The sequence below is a fragment of the Dyella sp. 05T440 genome (assembly GCF_056395965.1).
The window spans coordinates 57,640-72,487 of the sequence record NZ_JBFTKN010000010.1 but is presented as its reverse complement, the minus strand read 5'-3'; the positions used below and the strand labels follow the sequence as shown (position 1 = coordinate 72,487).

The following is a 14,848-nucleotide window of genomic DNA, read 5'->3' as shown; positions in this document are numbered from 1 at the left end:
AGCGTCAACGCAAGAGGCGTGCGCAAATCGCCTCGTAAAGCGACGGCAGCTTCTCCAGATCAGCCACCGACACGCATTCGTCCACCTTGTGAATGGTGGCGTTCACCGGCCCCAGCTCCACTACTTCGGCGCCCAGCGGCGCAATGAAGCGGCCATCGGAGGTACCGCCGCCTGTGCTCTCTTCCGGTGCGATGCCGCACAACTCACGGCATACCGAAATCACCGCATCGCGCACCGCGCCGCCCGGCGGCGTGAGAAACGGTTCGCCCGACAGCGACCATTCGATCTGCCAATCCACGCCGTGCTTGTCGAGGATGGCTTCGGTGCGCGTGCGCAGATCCGCGGCGCGACTGGCTGTGCTGTAGCGGAAGTTGATCAAGGCCGTGAGCGTGCCGGGGATCACGTTGTTGGCGCCCGTACCCGCATTGAGGTTGGATACCTGGAACGAAGTAGGTGGGAAGTCCCGGTTGCCTTCGTCCCAACGCTCCGCCGCCAGTGCTGCCAGTGCGGGAGCAAACGCATGGATGGGATTGCGCGCCTTCTCCGGGTAAGCCACATGCCCCTGGATGCCACACACGACCAGCGTGCCGGAAAGCGAACCGCGGCGCCCCACGCGTATCAGGTCGCCGAGCTGCTCTTTCGACGACGGCTCACCCACCACGCACCAGTCGACGCGCTCGCCCGTGGCACGAAAATGCTCGGCCACGCGACGCACGCCGTCGAGATTGGTCGGCCCTTCCTCGTCGCTGGTCAACAGCAAACCAACTCGACCGCTGTGAGCGGGATGCGAGGCCACGAAGGCTTCCAGCGCCACCACCATCGCCGCCACCGAACCTTTCATATCCGCCGCGCCACGGCCGTATAGAAGGCCATCGCGTATCGCCGGCTCAAACGGATCGCTCGCCCATCCCTCGACCGGCCCGGTAGGCACCACATCGGTGTGGCCCAGGAACATCAGCAGCGGACCGCCCTTGCCATGCGTAGCCCACAGATTGTCGACTTCGCCAAAGCGCAGGTGCTGCACCTGGAAGCCTGCAGCCTCCAGGCGTTCGCCGATCACTGCCTGGCAGCCGGCATCGTGCGGCGTCACCGAAGGGCGGCGGATGAGATCAACGGCTAAATCGAGAACCTTGGACATGCTTTGCCTCAAATCATGCAAACCGTGAGCTACTGTGCCAATTAGCCCGCCAACACCGTTCCCAAGGCATGACCTACCACATAGGTGATGCCGGCGGCCGCCAACGTGATACCAAACTGCCTGGCAATGGAAAACACCATGCTCCGCCCGGTGAACAGCGCCGTGCCCATGCCGATCAGCACCAGCCCCACGATGGTCGAGGCGATGCTGGCGACGAAGGCCGTATGGTCTTTCAGAAACAGGTAGGGTGCCACCGGAAACAGCGCACCCAGGGCGAACAGGCAGAACGAGGAAATGGCTGCGCCGTATGCCGAGCCACCCAGTTCGTCCGGATCGATGCCGAGGTCTTCGCGCACCAGAGTATCGAGCGCATTGCGCGGACGCTCGGCGATCTGTTCGGCCAATTCGTCGGCCGTTTTCGCGTCCATGCCCTTCTGGCGATAGATGCTGGCGAGGCTGCGCTTGCCGTCTTCCGGCGATACGGCGAGACGCTCGGCGCGCGCCGCGATCTGCGCCTGATAGAACTCGCGCGAACTGTTGACCGACAGCCATTCGCCCAGCGCCATCGAGCATGCACCGGCCACCAGCCCGGCGAAACCGGCGAGCAGGATCGCGTGGTTGCCGGCGGCTGCGCCCGCCATGCCCATCACCAGACTGCCGTTGGAAACGAGTCCATCGTTCGCGCCCAGCACGGCCGCGCGCAAAGTGTTTCCGCTTTGCGTGCGATGACGGCCGCTGCGCATCGACGGTGTGTGTGGCTCAAGGAAATGGTCGCGGTGTCCTTCGCGGTCGACCGGAGTCGGCAGGTGATCGGCGTGTTCGAGCCGTACCACCGTGGGCATCACAAACTCGGTGCCGAAGCGTCGCGCAAACCAGGTCAGCACCTTGACGCGAACGCCGAGCCGCACCGGCGGCACTTCGACGCCCATGTGTTTGAGCTGTTCTTCCCAAAACGTTGCGTTGGCTCGTTCGCCGTCGGCAATCCGCCGATAGGCCCGCCGCAGACGCTGGTCGGAGGCTAGCTCGGACAGATGCTCATACAGCGCCGCATTGTCACGCTCGATCCGAAGATTGCTGCGGTAGTGCCGTGCGCGACGGGCTGTCATGCCGCCTCCATGTGACTCATTCGTCGAGCTCGCCATCGCGCTGCCCCAGATAGACCAGCGCCACCAGCAACACCGCCACGAAGCGGAACGCGCTCTCCAGTCCATTCCACTGCGTGGACATCCACATGCCGAACCATTCGCCGCCCACGGCGATGAAGCCGCCCAGCCACAACATGATGCCGATGGTGAGGCCGAGCACACTCATACGCTTGGCGCGATGGAATACCACAGCCGGCGCCGCGCGCGTACGCCACAGCCGCCACACGCCCAGCCAGCACAGCACGGCGGCCAGCGTTTCCGTGGCGATGATCAGGCCGTAGGCAAGGTGCTGCAGCAGCGGCGAGGTGATGGCGCGGTAATGGATGCCCGCGCCTGGGAAGATCGTGTCCATCGCCAGCACGTGCTGCACGAACGGCCAATTGCTCCCGTAGTCGGTGAGGTTGCCGAACGCCACCAGGCTGAGCCAGGGCGCGATGGCGGCGAGCAGCAGGATCCGTGACAGGCGCACCACCATGGCGATCGCGACCTCAGCGCCCGAACAGTTTCTTGAAGCCGTTGTCGGTGAAGCCCAGGCTGACCGAACCGTCTTCCTGCAGCACCACCGGACGGCGCACAAGCGCGGGATATTCCTTGAGCAGCAGCGTCCACTCCGGATCGCTGCCCGGATTCTTGCGCTGCGGCAGCAGCGTGCGCCAGGTGGTGGACGACTTGTTCACCAGTTTCTCCCAGCCGCCGAGCTGCTGCGCCCAGCTTTTGAGCGTGGCCGCCGGCACCGGATGGGCGCGGTAATCGACGAAGGTGTATGCCACCTCGAAGCGATCGAGCCAGTTGCGCGCCTTGCGGCAGGTATCGCAGGTGCTCAGGCCATACAGGGTCACGCTCATTCGGCGCTCCGCAGCAGCTCGTTGATGCCGGTCTTGCTGCGCGTCTTCTCGTCCACCTGCTTGACGATGATGGCGGCGTACAAGCTGTGCGAACCATCCTTCGCCGGCAGGCTGCCTGCCACCACCACGCTGCCGGCCGGCACGCGGCCGTAGCTCACTTCACCGGTGGCGCGGTTGTAGATGCGCGTGGACTGGCCGAGGAACACGCCCATGCCGATCACGCTGCCCTTCTCCACGATCACGCCTTCGACCACTTCCGAACGCGCACCAATGAAGCAGTTGTCTTCGATGATGGTCGGGTTGGCCTGCAGTGGTTCCAGCACGCCACCGATGCCCACGCCGCCGGATAGATGCACGCCGGCGCCAATCTGCGCACACGAACCGACCGTGGCCCAGGTGTCGACCATGCTGCCGGCGCCGACATAGGCGCCGATATTCACGTAGCTGGGCATCAGCACGGCGTCCTTCGCCACATGCGCGCCACGGCGCACCAATGCGCCAGGCACGACGCGCGCACCCAGCCCTTCCAGCTCCTGATCGTTGCCATGGGCAAAGCGCAGCGGCACCTTGTCGAACGCCATGGCCGGGCCACCATCGACCACACGATTGCCGTTGATGCGGAAATACAGCAGCACGCCTTTCTTGATCCACTGATTGACCGTCCAGCCGCCATGGCCATCGGGCTCGGCGACGCGGCGCTCGCCCGCTTCCAGCAGGTCGATGACCTGCTCCACGGCGGGACGCAGATGGGTGTCGATCTCGGCCTGGGTCAGTTCGTTGCGGCGTTCGAAGGCGTCGTTGATCAGGGTTTCAATAGGTTGCATGGCAGTCACGGCAAAGGGGTCGGGAGTGAGCGGCAACGCAAGGTGCCGCAAGGGACAAGCGATTCTGACAAGAAAAGGCGTGCGCCGCGAGTCGATGCCACGTCGCCGCCTCAGGCGCGTTTTTCCTTGGCGGGCCCCAGCCGTTCGAGCAAGGCATGCAGCAATCGATCCTGCAACTCGATGCTCAAGGGCGCGTCGTGACGGTCGGTGATAAGGAAAAAATCCTCCACGCGCTCGCCGAAGGTGGCAATGCGCGCGTCGTGCACGCGCACACCGGCATCCATCATGCCCTGCGCCACCGCCGCGAGCAGGCCGGGGCGATCGCTGCACACCAGGGCCAGGCGTGTGCGGCCGTTGACGGTGCTGAAGGCAATCTTCGGCGCCGCCTGGAAATGCTTCAGGTGCCGCGACATGCTGCGGCGCGACGGCTGGTGCACATGACCCGGCTGCGACAAGGCGCGATGCAGGCGCTGCTTGAGCTCGTCGGCACGCTCCGGCGTGGCCGGCTGCTGCGTATCCGCTTCGAGCAACAGGAAGGTATCCAGCGCCATGCCGGTGGGCGAGCTGAGAATGCGCGCCTCCATCACGGATAGATGCAGGCGATCGAGCATGGCCGTGACGGCGGCAAACAAGCCATCGCGATCGGGTACGTAAACGAACAACTCGGTGGTGCCACGCACGGATTTCGGATGCACCTCGACCAGCGGCGTTGCGCCCTTGGCGCGCAGGATCGCCGAGGTCTGCCAGGCAATCTGTTCGGGCCGGTGGCGCAGGAAACTCGATTCCGGAAAGCCGCGCCACACGCGCTGGCACGCGTCGGCCGTAAAGCCTTCCTGCTCCAGCAGCGCCAAGGCCTGCTCGCTGCAGTGGCGTACGCGCGCGGCGGCATCGGAGGGCAATTCGTCCTCGCTGCGCAGCACGTAGCGCGTGGACGTATAGAGGTCCGCCAGCAGGCGATCCTTCCAGCCGTTCCACAATTTGGGACTGGTGCCGATGATGTCGGCGATGGTCAGCAGGTAGAGGTAATCCAGCCGTTCGGGCGTGTCGACGGTCTCGGCGAAACGCTGCACGACATCGGGATCGGTGATGTCCTGCCGCTGCGCCGTCGTGCTCATCAGCAGATGCCAGCGCACCAGCCATGCAATCAGCTGCGTATCGTCCTCCGGCAAACCCAGTCGTCGACCAAAGGCCAGCGCTTCCTCTTCGCCAAGCACCGAATGATCGCCACCGCGCCCCTTGGCGATGTCGTGAAACAGCCCTGCAAGCAGCATCAGTTCCGGCTTGGGCAAACCCGGCCAGATCTTGCAGGCGATGGGAAAATCGTTCGCCGCATCCGCGTCGGCAAAGCGCGCCATATTGCGCAGCACGCGCAGCGTGTGTTCGTCGACGGTGTAGACGTGGAACAGGTCGTACTGCATGCGGCCAAAGACTTTGCCAAAGGCCGGAAGAATCGCCGCCAGCAGACCATGGCGATTCATCCGCCACATCGCCTCGACCGCCGGCGCACCCAGGCGCAGCAGGCGCAGGAACGCTGCCAGCACCTCCGGATCGTCGGCGAGCTCGCGATCCAGCGCGGCCGATGCCTGATGCATGCGGCGCATGGTGTCGGCGGTGAAGCCGGTGATGCCCGGCTCGCCCAATCGCGCGATGAATGCATCGACCAGCGCTGCCGGCCGACGCATGAACAGGTCCGGATCGCGCACGGCAAGTCGCTTGCCGTAGCGCACGAAATCCTCGCCTACCGGTTGCGGTGGCGCGAGCGGCTCGAGCATTTCTTCGAAGCGCTCGGCGATCTGCACGCCCAGCCGCTCCACCTGACTGGCGGCGCGGTAGTAGCCCTGCATGAACTGTTCAACGCCGAGGTTCTTCTCGTGCTCGTCCTGGAAACCCAGCCGCGCCGCCAAGGCACGCTGATAGTCGAACAGCAGGCGTTCCTCGGCGCGCCCCGCTTCCAGATGCAGGGCGTAGCGATAGCGACGCAGCGTGGCCTCGGATTGTTCCAGCGTGTCTTTTTCAGCGGGATCGAGCAGGCCTTCTTCAACCATGTCGTCGAAGTCGTCCGCATGCGCAAGACGACGACCCAGCCAGCGCAACGCATCGAGCGTGCGCAAGCCACCGGGGCCATCCTTCAGATTGGGTTCCAGGTTGTACGCCGTGTCGTTGTAGCGCGCGTGGCGTGCATCGCGCTCGGCCAGGCGCACCGCGAGATACTCGGCCGGCGGCCACAAGGCAGGATCGTTGACGATCGCCTTGAGCCCTTCCTCCATCGAGGGATCACCGACCAGCCGGCGCGCATCGAGCAGGCTGGTGAACACGCTGGCGTCTTGCCGGGCAAGTACGCGGCATTGCGGCAGATCGCGCACCGCGTGACCTACTTTCAGGCCGATGTCCCACAGGGTAGCGAAGCACTGCTCCAGCGCGCGCAGTCGTGCCGGTTCGGACGGCCCGACCAGCGCCAGCAGATCGACGTCCGAATGCGGAAACAGCAAGCCGCGGCCAAACCCGCCAACCGCAAACAACGCAGCATCGCTCACGTCGCCGAGGCAGGCCGACCACACATGCACCACGATCCGCTGCACCGACTCCCCGCGCCGCTGGGCCAGCGCCGCCGCATCCGCACCATCGCGAAACGCCGTCGCCAGCGCGCGATCCACATCACCCAGCAGCTGCCGCAGCGCCCGCCGCGCATCCGCCGACACACCCGAACGCGGCACCGCCGCAGGCAGGCGTGGCAAAGGAGGCAACACGATCGGAGCGACAGGCATGGAAAGGGACGCATGTGGCGATGCAGCAAGTCTGCCACGCATGGGGGTGGAGCGCAGGGCAAATTGTGGTCAAGACCAGAAAATATCGGCAAAAGCCCAAGCCTGATAAACGGCTTCGATTGCAACGCCGCCACGAGCCCCCCTCACCCCAGAGCTCTCCCCAAAAGGGAGAGGGAGAAAAAACTGTGGGAGCGCACCCTGTGCGCGACAAGCCTACGGAGCGGCACACCGCAGCGTGACGGTCGCGCACAGGGTGCGCTCCCACAGACAACCGCCAGGCCCGGTATCCAGTTCGCAATGTGCGGGGCTAAAGCCGATGCGCAGCGAGGCCCCGCCTTAAGTCCTCAGCGATTCGGGCGCGTTGCGCAGCGCTTTGCAGTACCCGCTGTGTACCCTCGGAGGTTGTCCCACAACGACGCGCCTCGAGCGTTCGGGCTTATCGCAACACGATGCTTCGGGCGTTATCAGGCCATTTTCTTTGGGTTACTTTCGACGCGAAGCTAGTCCCGTGGGATCTTTTGGGCCAGCAAAAGAAAAGTGACTCGAGCGGCGGCAGCCGATCGAAACGCCCGCCGCGTCCCACAGGGACTAGCTTCGCGTCGTAGGCGGCACGTTGGCGGAGAGGCGACAACCAAATACCGAGGCTCTGGATCCCGGCCTGCGCCGGGATGACGATCAAAAAGGATGAGCCAAAAAGAAAGGCCGCCGCAGCGACCTTCCCTCAACCATCAAAAATCCAACAACCTCAAGCCGCATCCGGCCAAGGCGTCAAAATCTCAAACCCATCATCCGTCACCGCAATCGTGTGCTCCCACTGCGCCGACAACGAGTGATCCTTGGTCACCACCGTCCAGCCATCCGGCAGCTGCTTGGTCTGCGGCTTGCCCGCATTGATCATCGGCTCGACCGTGAAGGTCATGCCCTTCTTCAGCTCCAGGCCCGTGCTCGGACGCCCGTAATGCAGGATCTGCGGCTCATCGTGATAGACCTTGCCGATGCCGTGCCCGCAGTACTCGCGCACCACCGAGAAACCGGCCGCTTCCGCGTGCTTCTGGATCGCCGCGCCGATGTCGCCCAGCGTCGCGCCCGGGCGCACCGCCTGGATGCCGTGCATCATCGCTTCATAAGTGGTGTCCACCAGGCGCTTGGCCAGCACCGACGGGGTGCCGACGAAATACATGCGGCTGGTATCGCCATGCCAGCCGTCCTTGATGACGGTGACATCGAGATTGATGATGTCGCCGTCCTTGAGGACTTTGCCCGGCGTCGGAATGCCGTGGCAGATCACATGGTTGACCGAGGTGCACAACGTCTTGGGAAAGCCGTTGTAGCCCACGTTGGCCGGGATCGCCTTCTGCACATTGACGATGTGCTCGTAGGCCAGCCGATCGAGGTCTTCGGTGGTCACGCCGGGCTTTACATGCTCCTTGAGCATGGCAAGCACTTCGGCGGCCAGCTTGCCGGCCTCGCGCATGGCCTGGATGTCTTCGGGGGTTTTAAGGGTGACTGCCATAGTTCTACTCACATGGCGGCAAACCTGCTGAAAATCCAGCGACTTGCCGCATCGCCGGCGCACCGGCTACAATTTCGAAGTTTTGCTGACCCGACGCGTCCCTTTCCATGGGTCCAGACGGTCGTCGCAGAGCGAGGGAGATTGTAACCGCCTTGCGGTGCAACCCCCACAAGTCCTTGATCGGACACTTAAACGCCACACACGCATCGGCACCGTCTTCGGGGTGCCTTGGTCAGCCTACCCAATCATAACGGGCTGCCGGGGTCGAAGTCGGGGATGCGTGGAGGTCCCAACCCCCCGGGTCAATCGCCTTTCAGGGCCGACCCAACAATTTGGAGTTACACCATGGCTCAAGTCACCATGCGCCAAATGCTCGAAGCTGGCGTGCATTTCGGTCACCAGACCCGTTACTGGAACCCGAAGATGGCTCCGTACATCTTTGGCGCCCGCGGCAAGATCCACATCATCAACCTCGAGAAGACGCTCCCGCTCTTCACCGACGCGATGAATTTCCTGTCGGCCATCGCCCAGAAGCGTGGCACCGTCCTGTTCGTCGGCACCAAGCGTTCGGCCCGTGAGCCGTTGGCTGAAGAAGCCGCGCGCGCCGGTATGCCGTTCGTGACCGCCCGCTGGCTCGGCGGCATGCTGACCAACTTCCGCACCGTGAAGCAGTCGGTTGCCCGCCTGAAGGAACTGGAAGCCGCTGAAACCGACGGCAGCTTCGAGAAGCTGGTCAAGCACGAAGTGCTGGCCCGCCGCCGCGAGCGCGACAAGCTGCAGAATTCGCTGGGCGGCATCAAGGACATGAACCGTCTGCCCGACGCGCTGTTCATCATCGACATCGGTCACGAAGACATCGCCGTGCAGGAAGCCAAGAAGCTTGGCATCCCGGTGATCGCCGTGGTCGACACCAACTACAACCCGGAACTGGTCGATTACGCCATCCCGGGTAACGACGACGCCATCCGCGCCATCCAGCTGTACGCCCGTGCCGCTGCCGACTCGATCCTGGAAGGCAAGGCCGCTGCGCCGGCTGCCGCCCAGGGCGACGCCAACGAGTTCGTTGAGCTGGACGAAGAAGGCAACCCGGTGGCCAAGGACGAGCGCAAGGCTGCCCCGCGCCGTGACGACCGCAACAACCGTGGTCCGGCCAAGAAGGGCGCTGGCGCGCCGCGTCGTGACGGTGGCCGTGGTGGCCGCGGTCGCGCCGACGAGCCGTCGTCGGACGGCGAGTAAGCCTTCCCTGCCCCGGCCCGCAAGGGTCGGGGCGCATCAAAGCTTTTGAGGAACCCAGATGACCGCCATTTCCGCAAAACTGGTTAGCGAACTGCGCGAGCGCTCCGGCGCCGGCATGATGGATTGCAAAAAGGCGCTGGTCGAGAACAACGGCGACATCGACGCCGCTGTGGAATACCTGCGCAAGACCGGCCTGGCCAAGGCCGACAAGAAGGCTGACCGCGTCGCCGCCGAAGGCCGCATCGCGACCGCCCAGGGCAACGGCAACGCCGTGCTGGTCGAAGTGAACAGCGAAACCGATTTCGTCGCCAAGGCGCCGAATTTCGTGCAGTTCACCAACGAAGTGGCCGAAGCCGTGCTGGCCTCGGGCGCTGCCGACATCGACGCCGCCAAGGCTGCCGCCTTCCCGGGCGCCGACAGCGTCGAAGCTGCCGCCAAGTCCCAGACCGCCACCATTGGCGAGAAGATCGAAGTGCGCCGTATTGCCCACGTCGCGAACGATGGCCCGCTGGCCACCTATTCGCACGGCGGCAAGATCGGCGTGATCGTGGCGCTCAAGGGCGGCTCGGAAGAGCTGGCCAAGGGCATCGCCATGCACGTGGCTGCCATGAACCCGCCGCACATCAAGCCGGAGCACGTCCCGGCCGAGTTCATCGCGAAGGAAAAGGACATCGCGCTGAGCCAGATGACCGACAAGGACAAGGCCAAGCCGGCCGACATCCTCGAGAAGATCATCTCCGGCAAGATCAACAAGATCGTGTCGGAAGTGACCCTGGTCGGCCAGCCCTACGTGCTGGACACCAATGTCACCGTCGGCGATGTCCTGAAGAAGGAAGGCGCTGACGTCGTGGCCGTGGTCCGCCTGGCCGTCGGCGAAGGCATCGAGAAGGTGCAGGAAGACTATCTGGCCGAAGTGGCCAAGGCGATGCAGGTCTAAGGCCTCCCATTGCAGGAAGTCTCGAAGAAGCCGCGGGCAACCGCGGCTTCTTTTTTTATGAAAGCCTGCCGCCGCGCCAAGCGTGCGGCGCCCCTCCCCCGCCCCCACGGTGCAGCCGGCTTTTCTTCCCCCGTCACGGCACGCAACCCTTACCCGTTCGCGTCACTGCCGTTACAATACGCGCGTTTTGCCCACACAATCCGGAGACCCCATGAGCGCACCGCTTAATTACCGCCGCATCCTGCTCAAACTCTCCGGTGAAGCCCTCATGGGCGAGGCCGACTACGGCATCGACCCGAAAGTGATCGGCCGCCTCGCCGACGAAATCATCGAAGTCCAAAGGGCAGGCATTCAGATCGGCGTAGTCATCGGTGGTGGCAACATCTTCCGCGGCGCGGGCCTGGCAGCCGCCGGCATGGACCGCGTCACCGGCGACCACATGGGCATGCTGGCCACCGTGATGAACGCACTGGCCATGCAGGACGCCATCGAGCGTCGCGGCGGCTTTGCCCGCGTGATGAGTGCGATCCAGATCCACGACGTATCCGAAGACTTCATCCGCCGCCGCGCGATCCGCCATATCGAAAAGGGCCGCATCGTCTTGTTCGCGGCCGGCACTGGCAATCCGTTCTTCACCACCGACTCGGCCGCCGCGCTGCGCGCCGTGGAAGTGGGCGCGGACCTGCTGCTGAAGGCCACCAAGGTGGATGGCGTCTACACCGCCGATCCGGCTCGACACAAGGACGCCACGCGCTACGACACGCTCACCTACGACCAGGTGATCGAGGGCAAGCTGGCCGTGATGGATACCGCCGCCATTGCGCTGTGCCGCGACCACGGCATGCCGCTGCGCATCTACGACATGACAGTGCCCGGCAACCTCATGCGCATCATGCAGGGCGAGGCGATCGGCACGCTGGTGTCAGACGACTGAGGAATTGAGTGAGGAGCTGGGGGTGAGTCGCGGGGACGCTGCTCACCCCACATCCCTGACAACCATCCCTCACCCCGAGCCGTCGCCACGACCCACTCCCCCGCCCCGCCCTCATGGGCCCCTGCTATACTCGCGGGCTTGCACGGTTTGAGGGGTTTCCCATGCTTAACGACATCAAGAACGATGCCCAGACCCGCATGGGCAAGAGCATCGACTCGCTCAAGCACAACCTGATGCGCCTGCGCACGGGTCGCGCGAGCACCGCCCTGGTCGACGGCATCAAGGTGCCGTACTACGGCTCGGACATGCCGCTGAACCAGGTGGCCACGGTGGCGCTGGGCGATTCGCGCTCCATCATCATCACCCCGTTCGAAAAGACCCTGGTCGGCCCGATCGAAAAAGCCATCATGGCCTCGGACGTCGGCATCACGCCGAACACCTCGGGCCTCACCATCCGCCTCAACATGCCGCCGCTCACCGAAGAGCGCCGCCGCGAACTGGCCAAGCACGTGGCGCATGAAGGCGAGGACGCCAAGATCGCCATCCGCAACGTGCGTCGCGACGCCATGCAGCAGGTCAAGGATCTGCTCAAGGAAAAGCTGATCACGGAAGACGACGAGCGCAAGGCCGAGGACGAAATCCAGAAGCTGACCGATCGCTTCGTCAAAGACGTCGACGGCGTCGTCAAGAACAAGGAAGAGGAGCTGATGGCGCTCTAAGCGCCATCGCTCTGAGCGCCTGCCCATGACCAGCGCCGATCCCGCGCGGACACCGCGCCACGTTGCCATCGTGATGGATGGCAACGGTCGCTGGGCGAAGCTGCGCCACCGACCGCGCACATTCGGCCACAACGCCGGCCGCAAGGCCGTGCGCAACGTGGTCGAAAGCTGTCTGCGCCAGGGCGTCAAGGTGCTCACGCTGTTCGCGTTTTCCAGCGAGAACTGGCAGCGCCCGCAGGATGAAGTCGGCGCGCTGATGGAATTGTTCGTGCGCGCGCTGGACAAGGAAGTGGACGAACTGCACGGCAACGGCGTGCGCATTCGCTTCGTCGGTGACCTGGACAGTTTCGAAGCCGGCCTGCGCCAGCGCATGCTGGTCGCGATGGCGCGCACCGCCGGCAACGAGGCGCTGCATCTGAATATTGCCGTGAGCTACGGCGGTCGCTGGGACATCGTGCAGGCAGCGCGCAAGGCCGCCGAAGCGGTGGCACACGGCGAGCTGCGCGCCGAGGACATCAACGAAACCACGCTTGGCCAGGGCATGTGCCTGGCCGAACTGCCACCGCTGGATCTGTTTATCCGAACCGGCGGCGAATGCCGCGTCAGCAACTTTCTTTTGTGGCAGCTTGCCTACGCGGAGCTGCACTTTACCGATACCCTGTGGCCCGATTTCGACGAGGCTTGCTTGAAGAGCGCCATCGACGATTACGCACGCCGCGAACGCCGATTCGGCAAGACCGGCGACCAAGTCGCCAAACAGGCGTAAGGACATTCATGCTGCTCCAGCGCACCTTGACCGCATTGCTGCTCGCCCCGCTGGTGATCGCCCTGATCCTGCTGGCGCCGACGGGCCTGTTTGCGGCGATCGTCGCTCTCGCCTTTCTTGCCGCGATGTGGGAATGGACCCGGCTGTCGGGCCTGAAGGAAAACGCCGCACGCGCCGCCCTGCTGGTGCTCACCGCCGCGATCTTCGCGCTGTGCTGGTACGTGCGCGCCGGCATCACCTGGCCGGTGCTGATCGGCATCGGCGTGAGCTGGTGGATCGTGGTGGGCCAATGGCTGCGCCACTTCGCCTTCGGTGCCGCGCCCACGCGCGAAAACATGCTGATCAAGCTGGGCGCCGGCCTGCTGACCATCGTGCCGGCGTGGATCGCCGCCGTGACCATTCATGGCGCGGCAGACCGCGGCAACTGGTGGACCATGCTCGCGCTGCTGATCGTGTGGGCTGCCGATATCGGCGCGTATTTCAGCGGCCGCCAGTTCGGCCGTCGCAAGCTCGCTCCCACCATCAGCCCCGGCAAGACCTGGGCGGGTGTCTACGGCGCCTTCGTGGCTGGCGCCATCGTCGCCGGCGTCGGTGGTTCGCTGCTCGGCGTCAGTGGCGGCAAGCTCATTGGCCTGTTGGTGCTGTCGGTGTTCGTCGTGGTGGTCTCGATCGTGGGCGACCTTTTCGAGAGCCTGATGAAGCGCCATGCCGCCGTGAAGGATTCGGGTAACCTGTTCCCCGGTCATGGCGGCCTGCTTGATCGCCTGGACAGCGTGTTCGCCGCGATGCCGGTGTTCGCTGCCGGCATGCTTCTGCTGGGTCTATGAGTCATAGCTTGCGCAAGGTGGCGGTACTGGGTGCGACCGGCTCGATCGGTGGCAGCACGCTGGATGTGATTGCCCGCCATCCCGACCGCTTTCGCGCCACCGTGCTGGCGGCGCACAGCAATGTCGCTGCGCTGGCCGAGCTGTGCGTCCGCTTCCAGCCCGAACTTGCCGTCATCGCCGATCCGACGCTCGAAGCCGAGCTGGTTCGCCGCCTAACCGCGGCTGGCGTGCGCTGTGACGTTGCCAGCGGCCATGACGCTGTTACCCAGGCTGTCTCGGGCGACCTGTGCGACACCGTGGTGGCGGCCATCGTCGGCGCCGCCGGACTGGACTCCACGCTCGCCGCCGCACGTAGCGGCAAGCGCCTGCTGCTGGCCAACAAGGAATCCATCGTGATGGCCGGCGCGCTGCTGCTGGACGCGCTAGCGGTCGGCGGCGGCGAGTTGATTCCGGTCGATTCGGAACACAACGCCATCTTCCAGTGCCTGCCGGGCGGCCGTCCCAACCTGGCCGCCAGCGGCGTGCGCCGTCTCATCTTGACTGCCTCCGGCGGCCCGTTCCGTGGCCGTACGCGCGCCGAACTTGCAGGGGTCACCCCGGAGCAGGCCTGCAAGCACCCCAACTGGGTGATGGGACGCAAGATTTCGGTGGATTCGGCCACCCTGATGAACAAGGGCCTGGAAGTCATCGAGGCGCACCATTTGTTTGGCGCCGCCCCGGACGTGATCGACGTGCTGGTGCACCCGCAGAGCCTGGTGCATTCGATGGTCGAATACGTCGACGGTTCGGTGCTGGCCCAACTGGGCAATCCGGACATGCGTACGGCGATCGCCCATGCGCTGGCGTGGCCGGCGCGCATCGAAGCGGGTGTGGCGCCGCTGGACCTGGCCGCCTGCGCTCCGCTGACGTTCCAGCAGCCTGATCTGGCCACGTTCCGCTGCCTTGCGCTGGCCTTCCAGGCGCTGCGGGCGGGCGGCGATGCCACGGCCATTCTCAACGCCGCCAACGAGGTTGCCGTCGAGGCTTTCCTGGCCGGCGGGCTGCCCTTCCTGGGCATCGCCGATCTCGTTGAGAGCGTGCTTACGGAACTGCCGGCGCAAGCTGTGGTCGATGTCCAGACCCTGAATGAACGCGACCGCACGGCCCGCGAGGCCGCCCGCCGCATCCTTCGCAACGCTTGCTGACAAGCCTGATAAGCT

Annotated in this window: 14 protein-coding genes; 7 read left to right on the top strand and 7 right to left on the bottom strand. The window is 64.8% G+C overall.

All coding sequences use genetic code 11. The features are described 5' to 3' along the window. Nucleotides 1-4: 4 nt before the first annotated feature. The 7 genes from dapE to map all read right to left on the bottom strand — a co-directional run bounded on the left by dapE (nt 5) and on the right by map (nt 8,230). The gene (dapE, locus tag AC1DE1_RS14030; RefSeq protein WP_477176699.1) at nt 5-1,138 is read right to left on the bottom strand and encodes a succinyl-diaminopimelate desuccinylase; all 1,134 of its coding nucleotides are present in this window, start codon (nt 1,136-1,138) and stop codon (nt 5-7) included. 41 nt (nt 1,139-1,179) lie between these two features. Further along, nucleotides 1,180-2,244, bottom strand: coding sequence for a VIT1/CCC1 transporter family protein (locus tag AC1DE1_RS14025; protein ID WP_477176700.1), 1,065 nt, complete (start codon nt 2,242-2,244; stop codon nt 1,180-1,182). Nucleotides 2,245-2,260: 16 nt separating this feature from the next. After that, nucleotides 2,261-2,758, bottom strand: a complete 498-nt coding sequence (locus tag AC1DE1_RS14020) for a DUF2165 family protein (RefSeq protein ID WP_477176701.1) — start codon at nt 2,756-2,758, stop codon at nt 2,261-2,263. A 13-nt stretch (nt 2,759-2,771) separates the two neighbouring features. Next, a complete protein-coding gene (locus AC1DE1_RS14015) occupies nt 2,772-3,128 on the bottom strand; it encodes a Spx/MgsR family RNA polymerase-binding regulatory protein (RefSeq protein ID WP_477176702.1) in 357 nt (118 codons plus the stop codon). Beyond that, nucleotides 3,125-3,952: a 2,3,4,5-tetrahydropyridine-2,6-dicarboxylate N-succinyltransferase gene (gene dapD, locus AC1DE1_RS14010; protein ID WP_477176703.1), complete on the bottom strand. Its 828-nt coding sequence runs from the start codon at nt 3,950-3,952 to the stop codon at nt 3,125-3,127. The genes AC1DE1_RS14015 and dapD overlap by 4 nt, the downstream gene beginning before the upstream one ends. Nucleotides 3,953-4,062: 110 nt before the next feature. Further along, a complete protein-coding gene (gene glnD / locus AC1DE1_RS14005; protein WP_477178082.1) occupies nt 4,063-6,717 on the bottom strand; it encodes a [protein-PII] uridylyltransferase in 2,655 nt (884 codons plus the stop codon). Nucleotides 6,718-7,462: 745 nt separating this feature from the next. After that, complete coding sequence (gene map, locus AC1DE1_RS14000) at nt 7,463-8,230, bottom strand: type I methionyl aminopeptidase (RefSeq protein ID WP_046973047.1); 768 nt, start codon at nt 8,228-8,230, stop codon at nt 7,463-7,465. 345 nt (nt 8,231-8,575) lie between these two features. Between map and rpsB the strand changes: the two genes are divergently transcribed. From rpsB to AC1DE1_RS13965, 7 genes are all read left to right on the top strand, one after another. Continuing rightward, nucleotides 8,576-9,466, top strand: coding sequence for a 30S ribosomal protein S2 (gene rpsB / locus AC1DE1_RS13995; protein WP_441605243.1), 891 nt, complete (start codon nt 8,576-8,578; stop codon nt 9,464-9,466). Between the two features lie 58 nt (nt 9,467-9,524). Beyond that, complete coding sequence (gene tsf, locus AC1DE1_RS13990) at nt 9,525-10,403, top strand: translation elongation factor Ts (protein WP_441605244.1); 879 nt, start codon at nt 9,525-9,527, stop codon at nt 10,401-10,403. Between the two features lie 211 nt (nt 10,404-10,614). Next, on the top strand, nt 10,615-11,337 hold the full coding sequence (gene pyrH, locus AC1DE1_RS13985) for a UMP kinase (protein WP_441605245.1): 723 nt from the start codon (nt 10,615-10,617) through the stop codon (nt 11,335-11,337). Between the two features lie 161 nt (nt 11,338-11,498). Beyond that, nucleotides 11,499-12,056, top strand: coding sequence for a ribosome recycling factor (frr, locus tag AC1DE1_RS13980; RefSeq protein WP_441605246.1), 558 nt, complete (start codon nt 11,499-11,501; stop codon nt 12,054-12,056). Nucleotides 12,057-12,081: 25 nt separating this feature from the next. Continuing rightward, nucleotides 12,082-12,822 carry a polyprenyl diphosphate synthase gene (gene uppS / locus AC1DE1_RS13975; protein ID WP_477176705.1) on the top strand — a complete coding sequence of 247 codons (741 nt, stop codon included), beginning with the start codon at nt 12,082-12,084 and terminating at the stop codon, nt 12,820-12,822. An 8-nt stretch (nt 12,823-12,830) separates the two neighbouring features. After that, complete coding sequence (locus tag AC1DE1_RS13970; RefSeq protein ID WP_441605248.1) at nt 12,831-13,649, top strand: phosphatidate cytidylyltransferase; 819 nt, start codon at nt 12,831-12,833, stop codon at nt 13,647-13,649. Next, nucleotides 13,646-14,833: a 1-deoxy-D-xylulose-5-phosphate reductoisomerase gene (locus AC1DE1_RS13965; protein ID WP_477176706.1), complete on the top strand. Its 1,188-nt coding sequence runs from the start codon at nt 13,646-13,648 to the stop codon at nt 14,831-14,833. Before AC1DE1_RS13970 ends, AC1DE1_RS13965 begins: the two co-directional genes overlap by 4 nt. Nucleotides 14,834-14,848 lie beyond the last annotated feature (15 nt).

What these genes read in the sequence shown, in the direction of transcription:
- AC1DE1_RS13970 (WP_441605248.1), top strand. Translation starts at nt 12,831, where the DNA reads ATGCTGCTCCAGCGCACCTTGACCGCATTGCTGCTCGCCCCGCTGGTG.
- uppS (WP_477176705.1), top strand. Translation starts at nt 12,082, where the DNA reads ATGACCAGCGCCGATCCCGCGCGGACACCGCGCCACGTTGCCATCGTG.
- frr (WP_441605246.1), top strand. Translation starts at nt 11,499, where the DNA reads ATGCTTAACGACATCAAGAACGATGCCCAGACCCGCATGGGCAAGAGC.
- glnD (WP_477178082.1), bottom strand. Translation starts at nt 6,717, where the DNA reads ATGCCTGTCGCTCCGATCGTGTTGCCTCCTTTGCCACGCCTGCCTGCG.
- map (WP_046973047.1), bottom strand. Translation starts at nt 8,230, where the DNA reads ATGGCAGTCACCCTTAAAACCCCCGAAGACATCCAGGCCATGCGCGAG.
- dapE (WP_477176699.1), bottom strand. Translation starts at nt 1,138, where the DNA reads ATGTCCAAGGTTCTCGATTTAGCCGTTGATCTCATCCGCCGCCCTTCG.
- rpsB (WP_441605243.1), top strand. Translation starts at nt 8,576, where the DNA reads ATGGCTCAAGTCACCATGCGCCAAATGCTCGAAGCTGGCGTGCATTTC.
- AC1DE1_RS14015 (WP_477176702.1), bottom strand. Translation starts at nt 3,128, where the DNA reads ATGAGCGTGACCCTGTATGGCCTGAGCACCTGCGATACCTGCCGCAAG.
- AC1DE1_RS14025 (WP_477176700.1), bottom strand. Translation starts at nt 2,244, where the DNA reads ATGACAGCCCGTCGCGCACGGCACTACCGCAGCAATCTTCGGATCGAG.
- AC1DE1_RS14020 (WP_477176701.1), bottom strand. Translation starts at nt 2,758, where the DNA reads ATGGTGGTGCGCCTGTCACGGATCCTGCTGCTCGCCGCCATCGCGCCC.
- dapD (WP_477176703.1), bottom strand. Translation starts at nt 3,952, where the DNA reads ATGCAACCTATTGAAACCCTGATCAACGACGCCTTCGAACGCCGCAAC.
- AC1DE1_RS13965 (WP_477176706.1), top strand. Translation starts at nt 13,646, where the DNA reads ATGAGTCATAGCTTGCGCAAGGTGGCGGTACTGGGTGCGACCGGCTCG.
- pyrH (WP_441605245.1), top strand. Translation starts at nt 10,615, where the DNA reads ATGAGCGCACCGCTTAATTACCGCCGCATCCTGCTCAAACTCTCCGGT.
- tsf (WP_441605244.1), top strand. Translation starts at nt 9,525, where the DNA reads ATGACCGCCATTTCCGCAAAACTGGTTAGCGAACTGCGCGAGCGCTCC.